Origin of the sequence: Hymenobacter terrenus (assembly GCF_000972495.1) — a bacterium.
GTDB lineage: Bacteria > Bacteroidota > Bacteroidia > Cytophagales > Hymenobacteraceae > Hymenobacter > Hymenobacter terrenus.
Window position 1 is genome coordinate 1 of the sequence record NZ_LATM01000001.1, and the last position, 25,137, is coordinate 25,137.

The following is a 25,137-nucleotide window of genomic DNA, read 5'->3' on the forward strand; positions in this document are numbered from 1 at the left end:
CAAGTGTTCACGGAAGGCCCCCTGAAACGTGCCATCCACAAAAACGACCTGCACGTGGCCTAGTAAGTCATGGGTGGCCACGACCTCGTCCCAGAAGGCAATCGCCGCCGTGCCATCGTGTTCGTTGGCCGGTAATACCCGACTAGCCAGGATATTGCCCAGCGTATCGGTCAGCACGAGCCGCTTGCGTCCTTTCACCAGCTTGCCCGCGTCGAAGCCCACGGTTGCGCCCGTGGCCGTCGCCGCGTTCTTCACACTTTGCGTGTCGATAATCACGGCCGTGGGCCCGGCTTTTTTTGGGCCGTTTCGCGAGCACTCACGTTCAGGCAGGTGCTGGCCCGTGTCCATGTGCCGTCGACTTCCCACTTCGTGAAATACCAGTAAACCGTGCCCCACGGGGGGAAATCGCCTGGCAAATCCCGCCATACACAGCCGTTTTTGAGCACGTACAAAATGGCGTTAACTACTTCGGCCAGCGGCCATTTACTGCGTCGTTCTACTACGAACAACGGTGCTAAGCGCTGCCAGTCTCGGAGCGACAAATCGGAACTATACCGCTTGCGAGCCGCAGGAATAAGTGCTGAAGGCATAACCCGAAATTAACGCAAACAGCTTCTAATAAGCAAGGACACTCCGTGGAGTGTCCTTGCTTATTATTCGTCGGTAGTAGAGAAAACTCTAGTGAAGCTATTTCACCGTCAGCTTACTGGTGAACGTTTCCCCATTGAGCACGATGCGCATCACGTACACGCCGGCTTTCAGGGGTTGGCTAGCAACTGGTAGAGGCAAGGTCTGGGCACCCACGCCATACGTTTTAGCCGGCAGCGCGAGCACCTCGCGGCCGAGCATGTCGGTGAGGTACACTTGCACCTGGGTGGCAGCAGTCAGATTGAGATGGACGGCCGTTTCGTTGGTGAGCGGGTTGGGATATACGCTGATGCCGTGGCGGGTCAGGGCAGTGGTTTTAGTTGCCACCGGGCTCGTCACACGCAGGTCATCTAGGAAGAAGTCGTTACTCGGAGTAAGACTGCCAAACATTTCTAAGCGAATCTTAAACAGACCACTGCCCTGGTACTGTGCGGGAATGGGTACCACCAGGGTTTGCCAGTCGGAAGAAGCGGTGGGCGCGTAGTCTCTAATTGGCGTGAGCCCCTCGGTGCTAAGAGTTGTTGCTTGCAGGATCACAGGGGGCGACCAATTGGTGCCGCAATCATTGCTAAAGGAGATGCGTAGTTGGTCATCGCTGGCGACCGTGCGCAGTGCGTAGGCGCGGGCAAAGGTGAGCACCGCAGGGCCGGTCAAGCTCGCCAGATTGATGTTGGGCGTAATAAGCGTGGAAACTGCCCCCCCCGGATCCAGGTTTTTCACAAAAAGGTAGGCGCTGCCGTTGGAAGCCGAAGGGCCCGTTTGCCGCTGCCAACCAGCTCCGAAGGTACTGAACCTCTCGTAGTTGCGCAAGGTAGGCGCCGGAAACAGGTCGGGGAAGTTGGGATCTTCAAACGACTGCCTCAGTGGCGCCGTTTCGCCCCCCGTTGGGCCATCTACCCGGATGGTAGTGGTGGCCGTACTGCTACCGAAGCTGTTACGTACGGTCTCGGTCACGGTATAGAATCCGGCGGTAGCATAAACCACGGTTGCGGTGGGGCCGGTGGCAGTGGCGGGGGTGCCACCCGGGAACGACCAGGTGTAGGTGGGCACGCCGCCAGCGGCGGTGAAGTTCGAGGAGTAGTCGCGCAAGGTCACGGGCGTGTTCACGCACACACTGGTGGAAGAGCCCGGCGCCGGGCCGAAGGCCGCGATGGGAGCGCAGCCGGGCGCTACGTAGCCGTCGTTGGTACCAGTGGCGCCCAGATTGGCTTGGCTAACAAGGACGGGCCGGACGGTCGTCACTACATTGCGCATCAGCGTTTTCTGGCCCTCGGTAAACATTGTCGCACACCCAGCGTAGTCCATGTAGTTTTGCACGTTGGCGACGGGGCCGCACGGGGCATAAGCCAGGTTGCAGATGTAGGTGCCGTCGGTAGGCGGCGTGTCAGCCACGTTGTCGGTGCCGGTGCAGTCGCCGGTGCCGAAGATGGTGATTCCCCAGGTATGCCTCAGGCCGAAATAGTGGCCAACTTCGTGGGTGATTGTCCGAGGCTGAGAGAGCAAGGGATCGAGATTGATGGTGCTTTGGTCGTCAAACCGGTCGCTGCGTATGGTGATGCCGTCGCGTGGATTGGTTGGGTTTGCGGGCGAGGACACATAACCCAAAGCAGATCCTCCGAGTGCACCACGAATAGTACTCACCACCCAAATATTCAGATAGCGGGTGGGGTCCCAGGTGGACAGGGCCTGCACCGCGCCCGATAGGTCGTCGGACACGAGCGCGGGGGCATAGTGGCGCGTAATGCCGGTCGTGCAATTGCCGTTGGGGTCCTTCTTAGCCAGCCGGAACTGGAAGCCTACCGCCGCCGCAATCGGCTGAAACAGCGGGATGGTCTGGGAGGCATCGGTATTCAGTTTCTGAAAATCGGCGTTCAGTTGGCCAATAGCCCGGTCCAGCTGCTGGTCGCTGATGTTGTCGGCACCACCGGAGTGAATGATGTGCACGACCACCGGAATGGTCACGTCGGGGGCGGCGGCCGGGCCGCGCTGCCCAAGCGAGGGCATGGCCTTCAGCCGCTGGTAGAGCGCCTGCTCGGCCGCGCGGGCACCCGGATGCTCCGTGAAGTAGCGCTCCCGCTCGGCCGTCGTACCGCACCACTCGCGGCTGCCTTTGTTGAGTTGGCCCTGCGCGTTGGCCCCTAAGCCGGTCAGGGCGAGAGCAGCAATTAACAGTGAGGAATAAATGTTTCTTAACATGAAAGCTGGTGAAAAAATGTAAGAGTATGTTTTGGGAGTTGTGTACCCACTGAGGCCAGGAATTCCGGGAAGGTTGGTTGGGAGTTCGAACAATCAGATTAAGCAGATTTTGCTCCATCAAAAAGGATTTCCTTTCTGATGAAGCAAGTAATGTAAGGGTATCACAGTACTAGGGAAGTACACGCTAAGCATGTACTTCCCTAGTACTGTGATACCCTTACATTATCCGTTTCCTGAGAGAGCCCCTAAATAGCCGTTACTTGTCCTTATTTTGACATCTGTCAACCGTGAGCTTGGCGATATCGGGCTTGGCAATATCTTCGGCTACTTCCGAGAGCTCAAGGCTTGAGTGAACAAGGTTCGTTTTCAACTTGCCGCGCACATAGTACGTGTGACCCGCCTCGACCGGTAATTTTAAAGCGGTTTCAAATTTAAGAACTTCTATACCGCCGCTTTGAGCGATAATGTCTATAGTTCCTGGATTAGCTTTATACTCGATGTACCGCTTGTTACTGAGTTTGCAAACCTGCACCCCATTGATATAAATAGCGTGATTAAGAGGGGCCCCTCTATACCGGCCATTCCGGTAGATATACACCGTTGCAACGTTATCGGGGGGCTGGACAGCAGGTTGAAAGGCGGTACTTGTGAGGAATAAACCTACGGTCAGCAGGTGATGAACAGGAGTTTTCACAGATTTCAGTAAAAAGTGAGTAAGGATTTTGGTGGCTAGAATTAAGTAAAATGCCCGCTTAGGGGTTCTTCAACCCCAGTTAGCGTGGGGCAATTGTAGGCATGAGGTAGCCAGAGGACAGAAGGTTGTATAGTGGGATAAATTTCTCCGCCCCGCTCGCCTAACCGGGTGGCTTAGCCCGCCAACTGGCGAAGCCACTCGGAAAAGGGGAGTTTCTTGCAAACGGGTAAATTTATATAATAAGCATATTTTTCCTGTATTTATCATATATTACTAAAAACTGTTCATTTGCTTCGCAAGAAAGAATAGCTCCAAAGCGGCCGTAAAAAGGCGGTTTCAGGCAGTCAAGAGAACCACTGCTTTCTTATTCATAGAAGGATACCATTTTTGATAAAGTGCGGCTGAAGGGCTAAGAAGCTGCGAGAACAATGTAGAGACGCCACCCTTCGTGTCTCGTCGTTCGCGCCGTGCGCCCGTATTCGTTCAACGACGAGACGCGAAGGGTGGCGTCTCTACACCGGACGGGCTAACTCAAACAGCTTCTTAGCCTTTTACGATGATAACCCTAGCCGACGTAGTTAGCAACAGCGGCGATTCCGTGCTGGAGTCTTATACCTATGCCGAAGGTCACCTGCAGCTGGTACTCGTCTTGGGCGAAAACGACCAGAAAGTCGTCCTGTCCCTGTCAACGGACTACCTCGCTTTTGCCGGCGCCACCTTAGCCAATACAGAAACTTCCTCCCGCACCTGCTTTCTGGCCCTTGAGGAATTGTCCCAGGTGCTTTCCATCGAAAACGGGGTTTATATGCCCGCTGCCGGCTTTGACAAGCTCATGCAGCAGACCCGGGCCAACTATCACCTAGCGTATGGGAGGAAGGCCGCCGCGTGGACACATCTTCTTTCCTTGATTGGGTATGGCCGCCTAGTATCCTGCTTAGTGGCAGATGTAGCGGCAATCTCCATTGCGGAAGTAGCAGCTTAATTACGCTTTTCAACCACGCAGGATAGTATAGAAAAAGGGGCCAAAGAGCACTAGGGCCGCAGGTAAGCGTAGAGGCGCAAGTTATCGGCTGATTCCTCCACCCTAAACTGCCCGATTTGAGCCAGGTGCTGCTGCAGATGCCCGAGATTCTGCTCTGCATCTCCTGCAAATCGGGGAAAATCCAGCCATTCAATCTCCTTGTAGGCCACCCAGCCCCCCAACCGGGGGCTACCACTCACCATGGCTTCCATGGCGTTGGCGTAGTAGTCAAACGCAAAGCTCGTATTCTCGTCGAACAGCAGCCTTCGTTCCCCGCTTGCCTCTTCCCAAATGAGCTTGACGGTACACGTGTGGACGAAGGGCCAATTCTTCACCAAGGCATCGAGCAGCTTCACCCACTTGGCATTGCTCAGCAGGGGCTGAAGCTGGGCCGATTGAATGAGCTTATCCAAGGCTTCGTCATCGCGCCGAATGGCAAAGTGGGTACTCATAGGGACGCGGTTTTAGGAATGCCGACAAAAGTAGAAACCTAGTTCAGCGAAATGGTGCGAAGCTAAACCCGGAATACATTTACCAGCTCATCGCTTATTCCCTTGTTTGAATGGTTGACCTACGCCACCTGCAGCCGCTGATTGTTCCGGCCGAGTATGTGCAGCTCAACAACTGGGACTTGCCGCACCTGCCGCTGCCAAACCCGGCCTTTTTGCTGACGTGGGTCGCGTTTGGAGAGGGCTTGACCTATCTGACCCGCGACGAGTACGTCGAACTCGAAGCCGCGTCCGCACAGTGGCCACAACAGGCCCTGGACAATGTGCGGCAGACGCAGTGGTTTCATCGCCAAAGCAAGGAGTCCGAAACAGGCGCACTGGAGTGGATTGCGTTTGTGAACGACGAGGACACGTGCAGCTCCAGCAAGGTGTTATTGCAAGCCGAGTTGCGGCGCATTTTCCCGGAGGGCTACTGGATTGCCCTGCCGGACCGCGCGTGCGGGCTGGTCGTCTCGACGCAGTGCACCGGGGAAGCCTTAACCGACGTGCAGAACTTGGTTGCCCACATGCATGCCGCTGCTACAACGCCCATGTCCCCCTTGCTACACCCTTCCGCCGACTTTCAACTACCCGAGCAGTGGGCAGCCCCGTTGGCGGGTGACCCCACGTTTGCTGCCATTCTCGCTTTGTTTGAAAAGAAGTAGAGAAGCTTGACTGCCTGTAGTTCAGCGAAAGGGTGGTTCAAACAAGGTAGCGTTCTTGTACGCTGGGCTTCCCCTTTACTTTGCGTCCTGACCTACTTTCCCACCGGATGCCTGTGACCGCTTATCATGTCCTCTACCAGACCTTCACCCGCTACGACTTCGCCACGACGACGCAGGTGAGAAAGAGGGTCGAGCTGTCGGAATTTTATTATCAAGAAGACAGCGCCATTGTTCGTTTCCGGGAGCTGCTGAAAAAGGAGTACCCCGAGGCCTTTAAATTCATTTCTTCGGCCCCCAGTGGCGAGCAGGTGAAGATGTTTCTAGACAAAATTCAGTACTACGAGCGCATCCAGCCCGGGACGCCTGTTAAGCAATGGCGCATTGAACGGATTAGCATTAATTAACTACCATAAGAGAGTTCAGCCAAACGGTGGTTCAAGCAAAGGAGGAATATGCCAGCCGACTGGTCGAGCTAATGCTCCCTTCGCTCTGGCCTCTACGGGGAAGCTACCAAGCACTTTCCTGGCAATAAACGGGCCCCAGCGCCTCATTTTGGGGGTTATATGAAAATAAATACCCACCCAAAATGCGCTACGACCCGGCAGGTGCCGCGGCTTGTCGAGGGAGTCACTCCCCGGGGCTTACCCGGCGTCGCCGGACCTGGAAACGGGGGGCTCCGGGGCTGTGCGGGCCCGGGCCGAAGCCAGCAGCCGGCCGGCGTCGCGGTGCAACGCCGTCGCCGCGCGGGCCACCAGCTCGTTCAGTTCCACGCCCGGCAGGGCCCCACCCAGCACGTTGATGACCGCGAGGCAGGCCAGGGCGAACCCCGCCGCGAGCAGCGCGGCCGCCCGGAACAACAGATGGGCGTAGAACGGGAGCAGGGGCATATGGCGGGGCGGCAATAGCAGAAAGGGGAGTCCTTCCGGCGGGCCAAGATAGGAAAGAAAAAGAGGCCAGTACCCAGGCGCGGGGGGCCGGGTCCACCTGGTTGGTCAGCCTAGCAGAACTTGCGTTCAGCCAAACGGTGCTTTTCTCTACAGTTGGGTGTTGTCAAACAAATAGGGCAAAACCTCCGGGTCGCAGACTTTGAATTGACGCCTAGCCCTGGCAGCCCTTAACGTGCTATATTTTCCGTTTTCTGAGCGGCCCCCAACTAGGGGTGGAATAAGCAGGCAACAAGTCCTATTCAGCAGGCGGGGTGCAGGCAGCTAAGAACTCGCGCCCGAAAACGGTTGGGCATACCTGAAAAGTGGCGGCGGAAGTCGGCTCCATTCCGCTGTCGAGGGTTCGCTTCCGAGGTGTGGGCAATGCACAGAGCCGCAGCCGTAGCAGCGTATCAATGCTAACCGCAAATTGCTTCGGAGCCAACCCTAACTCCTTACCGAAGTTTTTCGTGTGGACAGGGGCCGATTCCCAGGTAAGGGCGTCGCGGTCATCCGAGCGTATGGCTTGGTAAAGGCGCTCCAATACCAAGGCGTCGGCAGGCTCAAGCTGTCGCAGCACTTCGACGAAGCCACGGCCGATGTTCACTCGCTGGGCCGGGTCCGCCGCGTTGGCCAGCAGCGCCGCCCACTTCTCGGCTAGAGATTCATCTGATTCCAGCGCCGCCGCCTGCACCAATGGAAACAATACCTTTTCCTCGATGGGCTGGGCGTCCCGGCCAGCGGCACCTAGCAGCGCCTTGGCCCGTTCACTGAGTTGTTGAATGCGCTTGAGCGCCGCCTCGCCGTAGTGTTTGGCCGTGGGGGTGAGGAACTGGGTAAGCAAGGCGCCCTCGGCGAGGGTGATGAGGTCAGCGGCCATAGATAGGCAAGCTACAAAAAAGCTCTGACTGGTGAGGTAGGGGCAGCACGACCGGGAATTCTACTTTACCTGTCTTCGGATTGCACAAACCGCCCTAAACACCTCTGAAGGCAGGTTGCTAGCAGGTGGGTAGCACGTTTGGAGGTGACGCGCTTAACTTCTGTACCAAACTTTTAACCGAGGCCAGCATTGTCTTTCTACCGTGATCCGACTTATCGAAGCCCTCTTTAACAGAGTGGAACAGCGTGCTGCAACAGCCACGGTTGGCCTAGCGGACGGGTTGGCGGGCGACCTCGATCAGGTTGGGGGTTTCGCGCACGATGCGCAGGGCCATCGCCCGCGCCACGGGCTGCTTCATCCGCTACCCCGACCGCGCACGGGCTGGACGGGCACGTTGACGAGCGAGCGGTCGGGGTAGCGGATGAAGCAGCCCGTGGCGCGGGCGATGGCCCGGGCGGTTTCGTCGAAGCGCTGGGCGGGCAGGTTGTAGGCCACCTGCTTGTCGCACTGGCCGACCTGGATGCGGGCCGGGGCGGGCGGCGCGGGGGCTGCTGCCAGGCCGGTCTTTCTTAACTCAGATCAACGATTCTGGGTCAGGGGAGGCCTCACCTTTGCCTCGTTCAACCACCTCATCACCCCTCAACTTCTTAGGACCATGAAAAAGCTTGTGACCGCCGCCGTTCTTTGCCTCACGGCCGCCCACGCCCACGCTCAGACCGAGAGCCGCCCGCAGAAGCAACTGCCCTACGGCAACACCTTCACGCTCGGGGCCAAACTGGTGCAACCCATCTTGCTGGGGGGCTTCAACCTCAACGGGGTGTACTACGCCAAAAACCGTCTGACGCTGGAATATTCACACGGCGGCTTCCTGAAATATCCTAGCAGCCTCAGCAATAGTGAGCAAAAAGCCCAGGGTGCTACCATTAAAGTGCCGTGGACCACGGGCTTCGGCGTGGGCTACCGCCTGGCTCCCACCCTCGACATCCGCATGGAGGTGAAGGCTCACCGCTACAACGTCACGTTCGCCGACACCAAAGCCGAAGCCAAATACACCACGTACACCTTGGGACCCGGCATCTACTACCGCCGCTACCTGGGCAAGAAAACCGGTCTTAACGTGGAGCTTTCCACCCGCTACTGGTACGACGTGGCTACCTCACTGAAGGATGACAAGTTCACTTTCACCGATAACCGGGACGTGACCAAAACCCACGAAGCCGTGAAAATGGGCCTGAGCTATAATTTGGGCATCGGCTACACTTTCGGGCGGAATAAGTAGACTAAGAGAAGATTGCTGAACGCTTAGCCCGGCATTGGTCTTCTATTTATCTAACAACAGCCCCTAGGTGTATAGTCCCAAAGAGTGATGGCCTTGGTTAAACGTTTGGTACCAAAGTCGCGCTTGCGACTGCAAAGATTTGACAGACAGCAAACAATGACCAAAAGAGGCCTTTTGGGGTGCCCGTGCTTGTCCCACTGGTATCCGGCCCTTGACGATCGCAAAGCGGTATCCGAAACCGGTTTGGGCAACCTAACTTACCCCAAGCGTGCCCCCAACGGCGTTTTGATACGCCGCCTGATCGAGGAAACCGGCAAACGCGACTTTGGTACCAAACTTTTAACCAAGGCCGGCTTTCTCGACGACCGGCACCGGCTCTTCTACTCGACCACGTTCAGCTCGTCCGAGCGCGAAGCCGCCTATTTGGTCGACGGCCTGCTGCACAACGACGTTGTGGAGTCCACCATCCACAGTACGGATACCCACGGCTTTACGGAAGTCAATTTCGCCCTCACCGCCTTGCTGGGGATTGAATTCGCGCCGCGCATCCACTCCTTTCAGGACCAGCAGCTCTACGCCTTCGCCGACATGGACGTGCCCGACCTGACGGCTTACGGCCTGACCCCGGTCAAGTATGTCGACCATACCCTTATCGGGGCCCAGTGGGAACGCTGCTGCGGCTGGTGGTGAGCCTCAAGCAAAAGCACGTCACGGCTTCCACGCTGCTGCGTCGGCTTAACTCCTACTCGCAGCAGCACCCCGTCTACCTGGCCCTGCGCGAGTTGGGCCGGGTGATGCGCACCGAGTTTCTGATCCGGTACATGGACGACCAAAGCCTGCGCAAGCGCATCGACGAGCAGCTGGATAAGCTCGAAAGCACGCATACCTTCGCCCGGGCCGTGTTCTATGGCCAAAACGGGCAGATTCCCTACGCTGGCAAGGAAGAACAGCAGGTGGCCGATGCCTGCAAACAGCTGGTGCAAAACGTGATTGTCTGCTGGAATTGCCTCTACCTCAATCAGTACTTATTCCAGGCGCCCGGGGCTGAGTGCCAGCAGGTAGCCGACGCCATTGCGGCCAGTTCGCCCGTGAGCTGGCAGCACATCAACCTGCACGGCGAATTTGATTTCTCCGACGATGCTCTCAAAGACTCGCTCCGCTTTGACCTCGAAGCCCTCTTTGCCTTCAACTGGGAACAGGCAACGGCACCGTCTGATTAACTTTTGGACCAAAATTTTAACCAAGGCCACTATTGTAAAATAATGCCTGTCTACAAGTAGCACAAATTCAAGATTATAAACTCATGCTGAGCCACTTAAACAACTTTTGTATAAACTGGGATTCATCTAGTGAATTCTCATAAAGTAATGTATTTGACAGGTGCGGCCGTAAAGCACGGCGCCCGGCGCGGCGGAGCAGGTCGGCGTAATCCCCCGGTTCGCCACAGAAGAAGTCGGGAAGCCTGTAACCGGTCGCGGCGGCAGTTCGCCCGGCAACCGATGGGTCAGCGGCTGGATGGAGCGCCCTGCTTTACTCCACCATGAGGCGCAGGGCTTTGCCTCCCACGCGCACCACGTACACGCCCGTCGGCAGCCCGGCGGGCAGCACCAGCTGCGCCGTACCCGCTGCATCGGCCGTGGCAGAGAGCACAGCGCGGCCCACGGCGTCAAACACCGTGACCGAAGCGCCGGCCACGGCGCCGGTCAGGGTGGTGGCCCGGGCCGGGTTGGGAGCCAGCAGCAGCCCCTCAACCGACTTGTGGCTGAAGACCACTACGCGCACCGGCGAGTAGCTGAACGTGCCGTCCGTGTCCACTTGCTTCAGGCGGTAATAGAAGGTAACTACGCCTGCGGGCAGCTTGGAATCCAGCAATTCGTAGGCGCGGGCGCTGCTGCTGTTGCCGGCCGCGGCCACCGTGGCCATGCGCTCGAAGCGGGTGCCGTCGGCGCTGCGCTCCACCTCGAAGCGGGCGCTGTTCAGCTCCGAGGCCGTGGCCCAGGCCAAGCGCACGGCGGCCGGCCCCTCGGCCACGGCCGTGAAGGCCGTCAGCTCCACGGGCAAGGGCGCGGTGGTCACCACCACGGCGTTGGAGAGGTAGGCGCAGCCCGTGGCCGGGTCGGTGGCCGTGGCCGTGTAGGTGCCGGCCGTGCTCACGGTGCGGGTGGGGCCGGGGGTGCCGCCGGGGCCAATGACGAACGCGGCGCCCGGCAGGGCCGTGGCCGCGTTGTCGAGGCTGCCGCTGGCGGTGAGGCGCAGCAGATAATCCGGAGCGGCGCCCCCGTTGTAGGTGGTAAAAATGCCCCCCACCAGCACCCGGTCGTCGGCCTGCGGGGCCAGCACCAGCACGCTGCCGTTGGTGCCGCTGCCCGCGTTGAAGGTGGCATCCAAGCTGCCGTCGGCGTTGAGGCGCAGCACGCGGTCCGGGGCGGCGGCCCCGTTGTAGGCGGTGAAGTCGCCGCCCACCAGCACCTTGCCGTCGGGCTGCCGGACCAGCGCGTACACGGCATTGTCAAGCCCGCTGCCGCCGAGGTTGAAGGCATTGTCCAAGCTGCCGTCGGCGTTGAGGCGCAACACGTAGTCCGGGGCGGCGGCCCCGTTATTATAGAGCGTAAACTGCCCGCCGACGAGCACCTTGCCATCGGGCTGCACGGCTAGCGCCCGCACGGTAGTGTTGGTGCCGCTGCCGCCGGGGTTGAAGGTGTTGTCACGGGTGCCGTCGGCATTCAAGCGCAGTACCCCGACCGGGGCCGTGGTGCCGTTGTAGCCAGTAAAGCCGCCCCCAACGACTACCTTGCCGTCGGGCTGCACGGCCAGCGCAAACACCGTGTTGTTGGTGCCGCTGCCGCCGGGGTTGAAGGTGTTGTCGCGGGTGCCGTCGGCGTTGAGACGCAGCACCCCCACCAAGGGGACGATGCCGTTGTAGCCGGTGAAGTCGCCGCCGACTAGCACTTTGCCATCGGGCTGCACGGCCAGCGCGAACACGCTGCTGTTGGCGCCGCTACCGCCGGTGTTGAAGGCGGGGTCGAGGGTGCCGTCGGCGTTCAGGCGCAGCACCCCGAACGGGGTGGCCGTTCCGTTGTACTCGCTAAAGTCGCCCCCGACCAGCACCTTGCCGCTGGGCAGCACGGCCAGCGCCCGCACGACCCCGTTGGCGCCGCTGCCGCCGGGGTTGAAGGTGGGGTCAGGGGTGCCGTCGGCGTTCAAGCGCAGCACTTGGTCCGGGGCGGTAGCAACCCCGTTGTAGCCGGTGAAGCCACCGCCGACCAGCACCTTGCCGTCGGGCTGCACGGCCAGCGCGAACACGATGCTACTGGCGCCGCTGCCCGCCGTGTTGAAGCCCGCCACCGTGGCCGTGGCCGTGAGCGTGGCGCTGCCGCCGGCCGGCAGGGCCAGCGGGCCGGCCGGCGTCAGGCTCACCGTCGCCGCGGGCGGGGCGTTCACGCGCACGGTGTTGCTGTAGCCGGTGCCGTTGGCGGTAGTGGTGGCCGTGACCTGGTAGTCGCCCGGCTGGCTCACCGTGATGCTGGCCCCGGTGGCCCCGTTGCTCCAGGTGTAGGCCAGCCCGGCCAGCACCCCGTTGTCGGGGGTGCCGTCGGCGTTGAGGCGCAGCACCCGGTCCGGGGCGGAGGCGAGGCCGTTGTAGGCGTTGAATTCACCCCCGACCAGCACTTTGCCATCGGGCTGTAAGGCCAGCGCGAGCACGACGCCGTTGGTGCCGCGGGTGCCCGTGCCCGCGTTGAAGCCGGTATCCAAGCTGCCGTCGTCGTTGAGGCGCAACACGTAGTCCGGGGCGGAGGTGAGGCCGTTGTAGGCGTTGAATTCACCCCCGACCAGCACTTTGCCATCGGGCTGTAAGGCCAGCGCGAGCACGACGCCGTTGGTGCCGCGGGTGCCCGTGCCCGCGTTGAAGCCGGTATCCAAGCTGCCGTCGTCGTTGAGGCGCAACACGTAGTCCGGGGCGGAGGTGAGGCCGTTGTAGGCGTTGAATTCACCCCCGACCAGCACTTTGCCATCGGGCTGTAAGGCCAGCGCGACTACGGTGCCGTCGGTCCCGCGGGTGCCCGTGCCTGCATTGAAAGTGTTGTCGAGCGAGCCGTCAACGTTGAGGCGCAGCACCCGGTTCGGGGCAGCAGCATTGCCGTTGTAGTTGACGAAGTTGCCCCCGACCACTACCCGGCCGTCAGGCTGTAAGGCCAGCACATTCACGATGCCGCTGGCCCAGCTTGCCGTCGGCCTGCACGGCCAGCGCCTCCACGGGGAGATTGACCCCGCTGCCGGCCGCGTTGAACGCGGATACGGCGGCCATGAGCGTTTGGCTGCTGCCGGGGCAGAGCGTGAGCGGGCCGGCCGGGGTCACGGTCACGGTGGGGGCCTGGGCGCGGGCCGCCGGTGGTAGCAGGGCCAGCAGCAGGGCCAGGCCGGCCAGGGCGCGACGCCGGCCGACGGGCCGGCAGCGGACGGTAAAAACAGGAGCACGCATACAAGAGCAGGGTTGGGACGGGGAACCATCCGGCGCCGCTTCCACCAGGAAGGCCTACCGGGCTGAGCATCAGCGCCGGCAAAAGTACCCCTTGCATTCACCCGTTCCTATAGATGAGACAACTGCTATCTAGCCGCCACGGCCGCTGGCCACCCAGCAAAAAGCCCGGCCGCTCCGGCAGGAGCAGCCGGGCCGCGAGGGGGCCTGAGCCAGCCGGGAACGCCACGTTTCCCCGCCCGGCGCCTACGCGAGCACCGTGGCGCGGTGAGCCGTGACCTGGGCGATGAGGTCCTGCACGACGGGCACCTGCGCGGCAATGAGGGCCTGGTTTAGCTCGCGCTCGAGGAGCTTGTTGGAGCCGCTCTGCTGCTGGCGGGCCACCAGCTCCTCGCGGCGGTCGTTGCTCTTGCGCAGCTCGTTGTCCTGCTTGGTGCGGTCGGGGCCGGCGGGCAGCGTGGGCAAGGCCGCCACGACGGGGTACAGAGGTTTCATGCAGCAGCAGGAAATTGAGTGCAGAATGAGCGCCACTCCGGGTGCGCGCCCAGCGCCAGTACCTGCATTTGGACTGAAAACGAAAAGCCCCGGCGTTTAACGCCGGGGCTTTTCGTGTCAATTGCTAACCCAACGGGTTATTCCACCATCAGGCGGACGGCCCGGGCCACGGTGCGCACCGGCGAGTAGTCGGCGGTGCCGTCCAGGTCCACCTGCCGCAAGCGGTAGTAGAGCGTGGCGGCATTGGTCAGCAGCTTAGTGTCGAGCCATTCGTAGGTGCGCGCTGCTGCTATTGCCAGCCGCCGCCACCGCGCCGCTGCGGTCGAATCGGGCACCGTCGAGGCTGCGCTCCACTTCGAAGCGGGCACTGTTAGTTTCTGAGGCCGTGGCCCAGGCCAGGCGCACGGCCTGGGTGCCCTCGGCCGTGGCCGTGAAGGTCGTCAGCGTCACCGGCAGCGGAGTAGCCTGGCCGACCACGTTGGAGTAGGCGCCTTGGTCGGGCACCGTGAGGGCGCGCACGCGGTGGAAGTACGTGCTGGTGGGGTTCAGGCCCGTGAGGACGTAGCTGGCCCAGTAAGCCCGGCAGCGCCCCCCAGCCCCCCGCCGGCACCTGGCCGGCGGGGTTTTTTATTAGATCCGGGGCAAATGTGCAATGCTTATCCCGTGTTCGCGGTGCTGCGCGTGTACCGGGGCAGCGAATGTTGGCGGCTCATGTCCCGCCGGCTGAACGCCTCGTTTGACCAGTACGACTTGTGGGCCTACACCGGCCAGCCCGTCAACCCGCACGACCCCGCCTACGCCCAGGCGCACAGCGGTGGAGTTTCGCCACACCAGCTGGTACGCCGAGGATGCGTTGGAGATGCTGGACCAGCACAGCGCCAGCCTGGTGCTGCACGACAAAGGCCCCGCCCGAAACGCCCGGCTCAACGAGGGGGCCGACTTTGTGTACCTGCGCTTCCACGGCCCGCAGGGCAACTACCGCGCGTCCTACGAGCGCGACTTTCTGCACGACCAGGCCGAGCAGGTACACGACTACCTCCGAGAGGGGAAAGACGTGTACGCTTACTTCAACAACACCATGGGCGCCGCGTTTGAAAACGCCCAAGACCTGTACCGGCTGGTCGCGGAGCGGGCGTGAGCAGTAAAGCACCATGTGGGTTCAGCGAAACGGTGATTCAAGCAGGCTGTGGAGCTGCCCGTTTAACTTTTGTACCAAACTTTTAACCGAGGCCACACCTGGCTGAAAAAGAAGTAGCCCCGACCACATGAACGGGCCGAGGCTACACCGGATGAACCCTAAAGCCCTCCTTTAACAAGCTTAAAAATGTAGCGCTCTTACCCGAGTGGCAACCCTTTCATCACAGCATCTGGCGCGACCCCGAAAGCAAGAGCGGAGCGCCTACAGTAGTGTAATCAGACTCTTATCAGCAATCAGAATGGGGGCATCATACACCGGGATGTCGGTGAAAGTGTATACACTGCCCTTCTTTGACCATGGGGTTCTTGTTCCAAAAGGACGGTTTTACACGCTAAGCAGCTAATTAATTGATTCAGTGATTATTGCCAACGACAAATTCGAAGCCTATCAAAAAAGAAATCCTTTTTGATAGGCTTGACATACCCTCTCAATTGCTCGGAATCGCCCTTTTTACAGTTGTATGAAAGCTACCCTTTTTGATAAAGGGCTTAGCGTGTAAATCCGCCCTTTTGCAACAAGAACCCCACCATTGACTAGCTGGAATTTCGTGTACGCGTCCGCTCACGATGTCCACGTAAACGGGCTGGTCAAAATGGGCGTTAGTGAAGGTGAAATTCAGATTTTTAGTTTTATTGGATTCCGTGGGAATGTACTCGTCTACCCAAATCGTGAATACCTGCTGGCGGGTCTGGGTGTGCTCGTAGCCGTACACGGCCAGGCTGCGGTCGGTGCTTTTGGTATACGCAATCTGGTCGGCACGTTGGGGTACGTAGTCCTGGTTGTGAGTGGATTCTACTTGCTTAATACGTCGCAGGGAGTGGTCGAAGATGGAAGTAACATGCTGGATGGCATAGTAGGCCATTTTGGGTTGAATGACCCGCTTGGTGGAGTCCGACTTGATGATGCCCTTGTAGTTGAGCCGGTTGATGGGGCCGTTGGTATAGGCCATTTCCACGATGCCAAAAATGCTGGTTTCGATGTCATGGCCCAAGTCGCCCAGCATCCGGCGCGTATCCCACTTGGCCTGGGTTAGCTCGCTCGAGTCGTAGTCCCATAAGGCCCCCCGGCCGCTACCGCCACCCGACGGACAGCCATTTTCCCCCTGGCGTAGGGGCATCCCCGGCGCATACTTATGCAGAATGGCCCGTAACTGCATGACTTTGGGGTAGTGCGAATCGGGGTTGTACGTGTAGTCGTGGTAAGTGATGTTGTCCAACAGTTTCAACTTGCCCTTCTCCGTCATAATCCGGAAAAACGCCTCGGCGTAGTTCAGGTCAATGTGCCCTAGTGCCAAACCGGACACTTTGGCGGCGGGCTGGAGGCGCTTGATGATGTCGAGGGTGCGAATGTGAAGGGCTGCGCACTTGGCGGGCATATTTTCCAAGTTGTCGCCGAAGTTGGGCTCATTCCAGATCTCCCAGTTCGTGACCCGGTCTTGGTAGCGCGCCACCAGCGCCGCCGTCCACTTGTCCCAGGCTGCCAAGGCTTCCGGCGACGTGGGGACTCCGGCGCCGAGGTTAGAGCCGCCACCGCCGGGGTAGTTGTGGTTGCCGTAGGAGAGTTGCAACCAGGGTTGCAGGCCCCGGGTGGCATCGTTGATGATGGCGTCAAGCCAGGCGAAATCGTAGCGGCCCTTTATTTTTTCGGTTTTGTCCCAGCCCGCCTGCATGCGCAGGCGCTTGATACCTAACCCAAGTTGCGGAGTAGTGGGGTCATAAAAAAGTCTGTTCGGCAGGAACAGGCTAGGTTTGGGTCTCTGACCTCCCAACCTGACTCCGACCATGCGCGAACAGACCGTTGCAATGTAGGCCTTGGTTAAAAGTTTGGTACCAAAGTCGCGTTTGCCGGTTTCCTCGATCAGGCGGCGTATCAGAACGCTGTTGGGGGCACGTTTCGGGTAAGTTAGATTGCCCAAACCGGTTTCGGATACCGCTTTGCGGCCGTCAAGGACTGGACACCAGTGGGACAAGCATGGGCAACCCAAAAGGCCTCTTTTGAGCATTATTTGCTGTTGGTCAAATCCATACAGTCGCAAACGCGACTTTGGTACCAAACTTTTAACCAAGGCCAAACTTGCGCTGGTGGGCATCGGCAAACAACTGCTGGAACTGGCTGCGCTTGGCCGTGCCGCCGGACTCTTCCTCCGAGTACTCCTTATAGATGATCCATCCATGCACTTCAGCATAGCGCCGCAGGTCCGGCAGCTGGTTCTCGGTGCTCTGACCTTTGTCGCGGGTCGATACCCGGGCGTAGATGCCTACTCTCATGTTACAGCCCACAATCCAGGGCGGATTCCAGGAGACTAGTGATAATGGTATAAGCGGGCACCTGCCTGTTCAGTAGGAGCCGCACTACGGCGCTACCTGCTGGGCTTAGCAGATAGTCTTTGTCCCCGAACTGAATACAGACATCATCGGTACCGGCAGGTGTGACGAGGCGAACGGTCAGGTGGGTAGATTCGGTAAGGTTAGTGTAGCTGGTCATAAACAAAGCTAACCATAATGCGCCCATCAATCGGGTCTTTTATGGGCACAAAAACGCCCCTCGAAAAACAGCTCGCCTAGGCCGTTTTTGAGGGACGTTTTTGCCACCGTTAAATGGGCACCTCTTTACGCCGGAAAAAGCACTCCCCTATCATGTCTTGAGGGTGCTGCCTAACCTCTCCAGAAAACGACCGTGGCTGTTGCAGAACTCTTAAAGACAGGTAAAATCACTGTAGTCGAGCAACCACGGGCGTATAAAAGGCACCTAGAATTGTCTTTCTACTGTGGTTCGGCCTGTTGAAGCTCTCTTTAATAGAGTGGAACATGGTTCTGCAACAGCCACGACCGTTTTCTGGAGGGTTTAGCTATCCTTTCAGACGGTAGCCTAGCCAGAGTCCCAGCATTGCGGCGGGCAGCCAGCCCCCGCCCATCACCCACCAGAGGGGCTTGCCCAGGTAATCCACCAACGCGTCGGCTAACGTGCCTTGTAGCGGAAGGGCTTCTCGAAAAAAAACGGTGCTACTGGCCACCACAGTCGCCGTCAATAAACTCGCCTCGCTCACTAGGATGCCAACACCCCAGGCGTTGCGGTGTGCCACTAAAATGGCGCGGCCGGCCCAGCCACCATACACCCAACTGCTCAGATACAGGGCGCCGGCGGCGACCAACACGTTCGGCCAATAGTCGAAAGAGCCAAGCCACAAGAGAGAAGTAAGCCAAGAGCCTGTGCCAAATACGGCGGCGGCAAGTAGGTAAGCGAGGGCCGCACCAATTGTAACGATGAATAGCGTCTGGGAACGGCCAAGCGTAGTGGCATCGACAGGAAGCATAATGTCAGCAGGAAGCAGAGTGTCAGCAAGGGAAGTAGCCTCTACAGGCGGCCTAAAATTACTGTTTCTCGAATGGTTTTTCCTACCCACGTTAAAAGCCCTAAAACGCGTATTTCGGGGATTTTGACATAGGATTTTTCGACTGCATCCCGCTCAATATTTATTTCTTTTCTGAATGCCTTGTAGCATCCGTGTTGCGGTCTTGAAAGCAGCGTTCTCGGCCACAACCTGGGCTTGCTGCTAATGGCGGAGCAGCTTGGGACTGATACCCAGTTGCCGGGCCGCTAGCAGCAGGCGCAGGGCCTCGACCTTGAAGGCCTCGTCGTATTTTACGCCGTTTGTCGGGCGACGGCCCACTGGGTTTGCTCGTCATCACAGATGAAATATATGTCCTTATTCCTAAACCACCTCAGACAAAAACAAACATCCCGCCGCATGCAAAGGCTGTGCGGCGGGATGTTTGATGCAGGACAGTCAATCGCTTGCTCGGGGTTAGGGCTTGAGCAGGTGTGCGTTTTCAGCAGGCCGGTCAGCCAGGCGGAGAATGTAGCCGCCCGGGCCAGGTAGGTTGGGCGTGAGCTGCAACACGTTCTCGCCGGCATGTACGTGCACGGGCTGGCGTTGCAGCAACTTGCCCCAGGTATTGTAAATCTCAACCTCGGTATCGGCGTCGGCGTCCCGGGTGAAGGAGAGTTTAAACTCGGTTTCGGCCGGATTAGGTGCGAGTTGTAGCTGAGTGCTTGTGGGTTGAGCCAGTTTGCTTTGGGGAGCCACTATGGCCGCCACAGCCTTGTCTGCCTGCACGAAGCCATGGCCCGTATAGTAGTCGAAACCGGTGTCGAAGGCGGCCGTGTAAGGGTCATCCATATCGATGCAGGACTTGATAATCGCATTTTTGATAGTGCCCGGCGTCAGGGTAAGATTCAGGCTGAAGCCGCGGCTAATCATGAGGGCGACTATGCCGGCCACGTGCGGGGTAGCAGCCGAGGTGCCAAAGAAGTTCGGTTGCGTATCGGTGTCTTCGGGGATATCAGCACTGAAGAATGAGTTGTTGCCGCCGTCGGGGCCCACCACATCGGGCTTGTTGCGCGAGATGGAAATGGGGTTCCCGGCCATGTCGAACCGCAGCGCGGCACCTCCTCGCGACGAAAACGGGTTGATAGCTTGCAGGCCCGCCGCGTTTTTGTTGAAGAAAGCCGACGCTCCCACCGTTATTGCTGAAGTGGCGTTCTGATGACCATAAATAGTTGAGCTCCGGGTGGCGTATTCGTTGATTTTAACGTCGTCCGGGCTATTCAAGATGATATACTTTATTGTTTTAGGTGCAGGACCACCTGCCAGTTGAATAAGTAAATCACAGGTCAGCGGAGTAGCGGCTGTATTTGTGAATGAGAAGCGTTCGATGGGGTCGCCACCAATGTTGCTGTCCGCGCTACCGGTGAGAAGATTCGATTGACTGTCAAACAACCCAATGTCGAGGTCCGAGGTAGCAGCCTTGCTGGCATTGCCCGTCACGGAGTAGAAGGGCTGCTCCCATTGCAGAATCAAGTCAAGCGTCACGCCCGGATTGATGGTAATGGACTGGCGGTCGTCTTCAACAGCCGTGTTGGGGTTGAAGTCGTGCGTTGACGAGGAACTGTTAACGTAGGCTTTCTCGTACGAATTGTATCCGAAATTACCCGCCAGCACGGTGTACGTGACGCCCTTATTTGCTACTGCGTCATTAATGGCTTTGGTAATTTGACCCTCCTGAAAGAAGGGCTCGTCGAAGCGGTAGATATCGTCCGTAATCACCCGGCAGCCAGCATTTACTAACCGGTTGACGGCTTGGACAAAATTTGCTACCCCGCCATCCACGCCTTGATTGAACGCTATTTTAGCGCCCGGGGCAACGTCGTGGATGATTTCAGCCATGGCGCGTCCCTCATCCGTCTTTACCGTGGTTCCTTCCTGCAGTATCTCAATGGGGGTGACGAAGCCCTTGGGATTGCCTACTCCTGGAAGCTCATCATCTTTTACTCCTTGGGCCGCCCCACCCAAGGCATTGAAGCTAGTGGAAATAATACCCACCTTAACCCCGTCGCCTTTGACGTTATAAGTGCTGCGGGCCTGCGCCGACCGTTGAGTATTATCGCCCTGGGAGAGGGCCTTGCCAGCTCCCGAGCGGCCCTGGTATGCCGCCTGCACAAAGCGCAGGCTTTTCAGGGCTCTTAGCTGGTCTAGCTGGTCAATTGCAATCCAGCCCGAAACAAGAGGAGCCGCCACGGCTCCATCCTTCAGCCCCAGGCTGAGCAGGTCCTTATGCAACTGCTCCACTTGGCCGGGCTCAGCAGCCGCGTCGATGGCCACGAAGCCGTCCCGCACTTGCAAATGCCCAGCCGGTTTGAAATTCGAAATGGTGCCCTTCGTCGCTGTGCGTTGATTCCGGTTGCGGTACGCTTGCTGAACTTGTTCTAGGTCGTAATTGAGCTTGCCGGCCGATAGCTTCTTGATTTGGGCCAGTTGAGCCGGTAAAGATTGCGCTGAGAGCGACGGCGCCGCGAGTAAGCCCGCTAAGCCCAGAAGTAGGAATTCTCTTTTCATAGATGATGAGTAAAGAAATGATGATGAATGAATGGTTGAGTTGGGTTAAAAGAAAAATTTCCTGTGTGATTGAATTGAAAAAGTTATAAAACAGAGCAACTGACTCAGATTGAATTTTCAGTTATCATCATGTAATTCTGCTACTTAATCGTTGTCAGACAAATAGATATTTTTTAAATGTTATATAAATTTAATACTTCTAATTGACAAGGCTTGACTGACTTATTATGAATAAAAAACATTATTAGTCACAAGTATATATATGAATTTATTTATTGAATACATTATATCAAAGCATTGTCCGGTAATGAATCGGTACTGATACTGTCGGGGTGGGTGGAATGCCAGGATAAAGGCGGCCTGCTGCACGTCGCGGGAAATACTGTATCCCCCAAGATTGGTCCGATCGGCTGCGTACTGAATGGTCTGCAAGGGCCAGTCCGCGCTCAGCCCGGTGCTGTTAGCCGTGGCGTTGGTGCCCGTGGGGGCCACGTAGTAATTGGTGGCATATGCGGCACCGAAACTACCCCTGCCCAGCAATAAAATCAGGAGAAGTTTTTTCATAAAATGGGTTTTCATAAAATGGGAATAGTAGGAACATAGCAGAGGCAGTAGGGTACGCGGTGCCAATCTGTCCCGTAGGCTGATGCGCTACGCTGCCTTCAGCGGCCAGTAGGGTGGGGCGGCGCTCGGCCATGTTGCAGCCGGTTGCTGTTCGATCTCCCACTTGCAACCAGTATTTGCCAAAGCGTTTTCGCTAGCAAGCGATTGAGACGAGCCCGGCGACGAGGCCGTGATTTGTGACAAATGTCCGCCGGAGGCTGGGCGGGGGCTTGCTAATTTCTCACAAAAGCATCTACTATTCCTTCATTCCTAAACCCGGCCAGCAAGCAGTTTATTAGCAATAGGTTAAATATTGCAAAGCGGGTCTTCAATCGCCAAGCTTTCATTTTTCTAGCGCCTGCTGTAATATCGTGTATAGGCGCATCTGCCAGATGGCCTGGCGTCTGGCGAGTAATTGCAGTGGGAGAGCTACTGGAACCAAACCAACGCTAACTATATAGTTGGGTGTTATTAAACAAATAGGGAAAAACCTCCGACTCGACCAGTTACAGTTACACGGGCTAGCTCAGCGGTTGGCAAGGAGCAAGCGTTTGCCACTAAAGCCATGGCAACTCCGGGCTACCGCGGGCGGTAGCGGAGCGTAAAGCTTATAGGGGTTCTTGTTCCAAAAGGACGGTTTTACACGCTAAGCAGTTAATAAATTGATTCAGTGATTATTGCCAACGGCAAATTCGAGGCTTATCAAAAAGGATTTCCTTTTTGATAAGCTTGGCATACCCTTTCAATTGCTTGGAATCGCTCTTTTTGCAGGTGTTTGAGAGCCACCCTTTTTGATAAAGGGCTTAGCGTGTAAATCCGCCCGTTTGCAACAAGAACCCCTTAAAGCACGCTCGACCGGTGGAGCAGCTGAGCGGACGCTTCTCTCACCCGAACTGCTTACGGGACTTGGCGACTAAGGCAGGACTCCTGCAGGAGTGAGCGGTCCCACCAGTAGCGGGCGGGACCTGGTGATAGAAAGGGTGTATCTCGCCAAAGATAGGGGGGTGTAACATTATTCAAACGCGGTCATTTAAAAAACGTTACAGACCGCTATCTTTGGCGAGATACACCCCGAATAATCCAAGTCCGTGAAAAACTACGTCGCTTACTACCGGGTCTCCACCCAGAAACAAGGACAGTCCGGCCTCGGCCTCGAGGCCCAACGCTCGGCGGCTCGACACTTCGTCCACCACCGCGGGCTCATCACCCGGGAATTCACCGAAGTCGAATCGGGCAAGAAAAATCACCGGACCATGTTGGCCGCGGCCATTGCCGAAGCCAACGCTTCCGGGGCGACGTTGCTTATCGCCAAGTTGGACCGCCTCTCCCGTAACGCGGGGTTCATCTTCCAGCTGCGGGATTCGGGCGTCGATTTCGTGTGCTGCGACATGCCCGACGCCAATACGCTAACCGTCGGCATTTTTGCCGTCATCGCGCAACATGAACGGGAAACCATCTCCGCGAGAACCAGGGCGGCGCTGGGAGCAAAGAAGGCCCGCGGGGAAGCGATGGGTACGCCCGCCAACCTAACCCCCGAAGCCATCCGGCGGGGGCGGGAAGTCCGGTCCTTGAATGCGCGCACCAACCAAGCCAACCTGCAGGCCAGCCAGCTCATCAAGCTGCTCCTGGCACAGTCGCAAACCCTGCGGCAAGTAGCGCAGACACTCAACACCTACGGCTACCGAACCCGTCGTGGCAAGGCGTTCACAGCGATGCAAGTAGCCCGACTAGCCCGGTTCCCCCCCCCACCTGACAGACCCTCGCCGGTGTAAGGGATTCTTGTTGCAAACGGGTGGGTTTACATGCAAAGTAATTAAAAATCTTATTATTAATGCGCTGATAGAGATAAAATGTTCTGCTTATTCCATCAAAAAGGATTATATTTCTGATGAGGGAACATTAGTTCAATTTTAAATATCTATAAGTCAAATAGATAAATGCTTAGCGTGTCAATCCACCTGTTTGTTTGCAATAAGAACCCCGATAAGAAGGCGGTGGTCATCAGAGAGCTTATTTCTTGCCAGGAATAGCTCCTTTGGTCGAAATGGTCTTTTCAACTAAGTCTATCCACTCAATCCGAGGGTCGGGTTTTAATGGAAGGCTATTAGCCCACAGGGCTTGGCTGCTGGCAATCCATTCCAACCCAGGGTCGAGTAATGACGAATAAGTGGAATCTTTCCGGCCAGTTGTTTTAGAGGCGATCAAGGCATGTTGGTAATCAAGTAGAGCGTATTCCTGGACATTGCCCCGCAAGTATATAGTGAAGAAATAGCCTCCCCAATAATGCAGGGTCGTCCTCGGAAGTCGAGGTAGGGCCTCAACTCGTCGATAAAGGGCGAAGAGGGTATCTACCAACACACGGTTCAGGAGTTGAACCGAGGATGGCTCACAGTCCCAAAAGCTTTGGTTATAGCTCTGGCCTCCTTGTTTCCATAGTATATGTTTAGTTTCTATCATTTCCCTCCGCGGCCCCTGGCGATACCTATACGAAAGCGTAATAATAGAATCCGTGCGGGCCTTTTTTAGGGTTGCTATTTTCTTGTCAAAGTTCCTGTAGCTGCATGTATAACGCCTGAATGATTCAGGGTCAGCTATTTTCTGGGCAGCGACTACAGAATGCCTTGTGAAGAATGCAATAAATACGAACAGTAGCCTGTACATGTGCTGAGAAAGGGTTGCTATGATTTTCTTCCAGTAGAAGCCATTACTATCTCCAAGGGATAATCCTAAACCATTTAGTGAAGTTGGAAGCTTTCCAAGCAGCTGAATTATGGGTTATAATACCATCCTCACCATGGCCCAACGTGTCATAAGATAAGTCGAATCTACCAGCTTGACGTATCATATAATTATACGCATTTAGGGGTCCGCTCAGAAAACGGAAGATATAGCACGTTAAGCGTGCCCAGATCGATAGCAGGTGTTCGAATTGCTCTCTGAAAAAAAGGCTCCAAAAACCGCGTTTATGGGACCTTCTGGTGGGTGTCCAAAAGTGTTCAAAAAAGAAATCTAATTTGAACGCGCTAACTGTCCGTTAATTTGGACTACCGTTTTCGCGAACTCCAAAGGCAATTCTATCTTGTTACAAGAGATTAGCGATGTTGCGTGATCTGCCTAACTTCTCGCACAATGATGGAAGAGCATAACATTGCCTCGGATGGTAAGCCACCAGAGCGCCTCTCCACGCTGGTAGAGCTGCTTGCTGCTATCAAGCGTCGGCCAGCCATGTGCTTGAGCAAAAACTATATCTCGTGCCTTAAGGCGTATTTGTCCGGCTGGTCGCTGTTGGCTCATCAGCACGACATTGCCATTGAAGACGAGTGGATGTGGGCTTTTCAGGATTGGATAGCCGCTAAATACGGCATCACCAGCGACCATGGATGGGCTGAAATCATTTTGTTCCACTCGCAAGATGAAAGCACGGCGCTCAAGGATTTTTTTATTCTCTTTGAAGAATGGCAAGCGGCCCATGAATTCAAAAGTTAACATCCGAATGCCCTCTTTTCGATAAACTACTAGCAGCAGCCTGCCAACAAGCGCCTGCAAGCTACTGCTGCACCTGGCGAGTTCAAGAAACTCGTCTACGAATCAACGTTTACGAAACGTCCGCTGGGGATGAGTTTCGTAGACTCGGTGGCCTCCAACAAACGGTCGTTTTCTGGAGGGTTGTTGCG

The 25,137-nt window shown here is 57.3% G+C and carries 24 protein-coding genes and 2 pseudogenes; 8 read left to right on the plus strand and 18 right to left on the minus strand.

Features of this window, described 5'->3' with window-relative positions:
- The 4 genes and pseudogenes from WX88_RS30655 to WX88_RS00015 form a co-directional block, all read right to left on the minus strand.
- Positions 1 to 276: transposase (locus tag WX88_RS30655; protein ID WP_197076623.1), on the minus strand; the 276-nt coding region annotated here is incomplete at its 3' end.
- Positions 277 to 370: 94 nt separating this feature from the next.
- Positions 371 to 473: pseudogene (locus WX88_RS32305) on the minus strand (transposase); the annotation flags it as partial.
- 214 nt (positions 474 to 687) lie between these two features.
- Positions 688 to 2,844 (minus strand): M43 family zinc metalloprotease, encoded by a 2,157-nt coding sequence (locus WX88_RS27000; protein WP_052732193.1) that lies wholly within the window; start codon positions 2,842 to 2,844, stop codon positions 688 to 690.
- Between the two features lie 256 nt (positions 2,845 to 3,100).
- On the minus strand, positions 3,101 to 3,538 hold the full coding sequence (locus WX88_RS00015) for a DUF2846 domain-containing protein (RefSeq protein ID WP_046242290.1): 438 nt from the start codon (positions 3,536 to 3,538) through the stop codon (positions 3,101 to 3,103).
- A 556-nt stretch (positions 3,539 to 4,094) separates the two neighbouring features.
- Between WX88_RS00015 and WX88_RS00020 the strand changes: the two genes are divergently transcribed.
- Positions 4,095 to 4,520, plus strand: a complete 426-nt coding sequence (locus tag WX88_RS00020; protein ID WP_046242291.1) for a hypothetical protein — start codon at positions 4,095 to 4,097, stop codon at positions 4,518 to 4,520.
- Positions 4,521 to 4,570: 50 nt separating this feature from the next.
- On the opposite strand, the gene WX88_RS00025 is transcribed toward WX88_RS00020, so the two are convergent.
- Positions 4,571 to 5,011 carry a hypothetical protein gene (locus tag WX88_RS00025; protein ID WP_046242292.1) on the minus strand — a complete coding sequence of 147 codons (441 nt, stop codon included), beginning with the start codon at positions 5,009 to 5,011 and terminating at the stop codon, positions 4,571 to 4,573.
- A gap of 110 nt (positions 5,012 to 5,121) precedes the next feature.
- On the opposite strand from WX88_RS00025, the gene WX88_RS00030 reads away from it, so the two are divergent.
- Together WX88_RS00030 and WX88_RS00035 are read left to right on the plus strand one after the other, a co-directional pair.
- Positions 5,122 to 5,712: a hypothetical protein gene (locus WX88_RS00030; protein ID WP_046242293.1), complete on the plus strand. Its 591-nt coding sequence runs from the start codon at positions 5,122 to 5,124 to the stop codon at positions 5,710 to 5,712.
- A 107-nt stretch (positions 5,713 to 5,819) separates the two neighbouring features.
- Entirely contained in the window at positions 5,820 to 6,116 is a 297-nt protein-coding gene (locus WX88_RS00035) for a hypothetical protein (RefSeq protein ID WP_046242294.1), read from the plus strand.
- Positions 6,117 to 6,353: 237 nt separating this feature from the next.
- On the opposite strand, the gene WX88_RS00040 is transcribed toward WX88_RS00035, so the two are convergent.
- Together WX88_RS00040 and WX88_RS00045 are read right to left on the minus strand one after the other, a co-directional pair.
- Positions 6,354 to 6,599: a hypothetical protein gene (locus WX88_RS00040; RefSeq protein ID WP_046242295.1), complete on the minus strand. Its 246-nt coding sequence runs from the start codon at positions 6,597 to 6,599 to the stop codon at positions 6,354 to 6,356.
- A 295-nt stretch (positions 6,600 to 6,894) separates the two neighbouring features.
- The gene (locus WX88_RS00045) at positions 6,895 to 7,515 is read right to left on the minus strand and encodes an Abi-alpha family protein (protein ID WP_046242296.1); all 621 of its coding nucleotides are present in this window, start codon (positions 7,513 to 7,515) and stop codon (positions 6,895 to 6,897) included.
- Between the two features lie 655 nt (positions 7,516 to 8,170).
- On the opposite strand from WX88_RS00045, the gene WX88_RS00055 reads away from it, so the two are divergent.
- A complete protein-coding gene (locus WX88_RS00055) occupies positions 8,171 to 8,794 on the plus strand; it encodes a porin family protein (protein ID WP_046242297.1) in 624 nt (207 codons plus the stop codon).
- Between the two features lie 156 nt (positions 8,795 to 8,950).
- Positions 8,951 to 10,014, plus strand: a pseudogene (locus WX88_RS32045) (Tn3 family transposase).
- A 310-nt stretch (positions 10,015 to 10,324) separates the two neighbouring features.
- On the opposite strand, the gene WX88_RS00070 reads toward WX88_RS32045, so the two are convergent.
- The 5 genes from WX88_RS00070 to WX88_RS00085 form a co-directional block, all read right to left on the minus strand.
- On the minus strand, positions 10,325 to 12,994 hold the full coding sequence (locus tag WX88_RS00070; protein ID WP_046242300.1) for a T9SS type A sorting domain-containing protein: 2,670 nt from the start codon (positions 12,992 to 12,994) through the stop codon (positions 10,325 to 10,327).
- Complete coding sequence (locus tag WX88_RS00075; protein WP_046242301.1) at positions 12,975 to 13,274, minus strand: hypothetical protein; 300 nt, start codon at positions 13,272 to 13,274, stop codon at positions 12,975 to 12,977. The genes WX88_RS00070 and WX88_RS00075 overlap by 20 nt, the downstream gene beginning before the upstream one ends.
- Before the next feature lie 243 nt (positions 13,275 to 13,517).
- Positions 13,518 to 13,766 (minus strand): hypothetical protein, encoded by a 249-nt coding sequence (locus WX88_RS00080; protein WP_046242302.1) that lies wholly within the window; start codon positions 13,764 to 13,766, stop codon positions 13,518 to 13,520.
- Between the two features lie 137 nt (positions 13,767 to 13,903).
- Positions 13,904 to 14,101: a hypothetical protein gene (locus WX88_RS29775; protein ID WP_156175859.1), complete on the minus strand. Its 198-nt coding sequence runs from the start codon at positions 14,099 to 14,101 to the stop codon at positions 13,904 to 13,906.
- The gene (locus tag WX88_RS00085; RefSeq protein WP_046242303.1) at positions 14,022 to 14,285 is read right to left on the minus strand and encodes a hypothetical protein; all 264 of its coding nucleotides are present in this window, start codon (positions 14,283 to 14,285) and stop codon (positions 14,022 to 14,024) included. The genes WX88_RS29775 and WX88_RS00085 overlap by 80 nt, the downstream gene beginning before the upstream one ends.
- Positions 14,286 to 14,502: 217 nt before the next feature.
- Between WX88_RS00085 and WX88_RS00090 the strand changes: the two genes are divergently transcribed.
- Entirely contained in the window at positions 14,503 to 14,904 is a 402-nt protein-coding gene (locus WX88_RS00090) for a DUF72 domain-containing protein (RefSeq protein ID WP_082115764.1), read from the plus strand.
- A gap of 487 nt (positions 14,905 to 15,391) precedes the next feature.
- Here the strand turns inward: WX88_RS00090 and WX88_RS00095 are convergent, their stop codons facing one another.
- From WX88_RS00095 to WX88_RS00120, 6 genes are all read right to left on the minus strand, one after another.
- The gene (locus tag WX88_RS00095; RefSeq protein WP_231590586.1) at positions 15,392 to 16,633 is read right to left on the minus strand and encodes a hypothetical protein; all 1,242 of its coding nucleotides are present in this window, start codon (positions 16,631 to 16,633) and stop codon (positions 15,392 to 15,394) included.
- Between the two features lie 388 nt (positions 16,634 to 17,021).
- Positions 17,022 to 17,231: a recombinase family protein gene (locus WX88_RS00100; RefSeq protein WP_052732195.1), complete on the minus strand. Its 210-nt coding sequence runs from the start codon at positions 17,229 to 17,231 to the stop codon at positions 17,022 to 17,024.
- 1 nt (position 17,232) lies between these two features.
- Complete coding sequence (locus WX88_RS00105) at positions 17,233 to 17,448, minus strand: hypothetical protein (protein WP_046242304.1); 216 nt, start codon at positions 17,446 to 17,448, stop codon at positions 17,233 to 17,235.
- A gap of 364 nt (positions 17,449 to 17,812) precedes the next feature.
- Positions 17,813 to 18,277, minus strand: a complete 465-nt coding sequence (locus WX88_RS00110; protein ID WP_046242305.1) for a hypothetical protein — start codon at positions 18,275 to 18,277, stop codon at positions 17,813 to 17,815.
- A gap of 492 nt (positions 18,278 to 18,769) precedes the next feature.
- Complete coding sequence (locus WX88_RS00115; protein ID WP_052732196.1) at positions 18,770 to 20,860, minus strand: S8 family serine peptidase; 2,091 nt, start codon at positions 20,858 to 20,860, stop codon at positions 18,770 to 18,772.
- Between the two features lie 225 nt (positions 20,861 to 21,085).
- The gene (locus tag WX88_RS00120; protein ID WP_046242306.1) at positions 21,086 to 21,439 is read right to left on the minus strand and encodes a hypothetical protein; all 354 of its coding nucleotides are present in this window, start codon (positions 21,437 to 21,439) and stop codon (positions 21,086 to 21,088) included.
- Positions 21,440 to 22,551: 1,112 nt separating this feature from the next.
- Here WX88_RS00120 and WX88_RS00125 point away from each other — a divergent pair.
- Positions 22,552 to 23,235 (plus strand): recombinase family protein, encoded by a 684-nt coding sequence (locus WX88_RS00125; RefSeq protein ID WP_046242307.1) that lies wholly within the window; start codon positions 22,552 to 22,554, stop codon positions 23,233 to 23,235.
- 1,357 nt (positions 23,236 to 24,592) lie between these two features.
- Entirely contained in the window at positions 24,593 to 24,949 is a 357-nt protein-coding gene (locus WX88_RS00135; protein WP_052732197.1) for a hypothetical protein, read from the plus strand.
- Positions 24,950 to 25,137 lie beyond the last annotated feature (188 nt).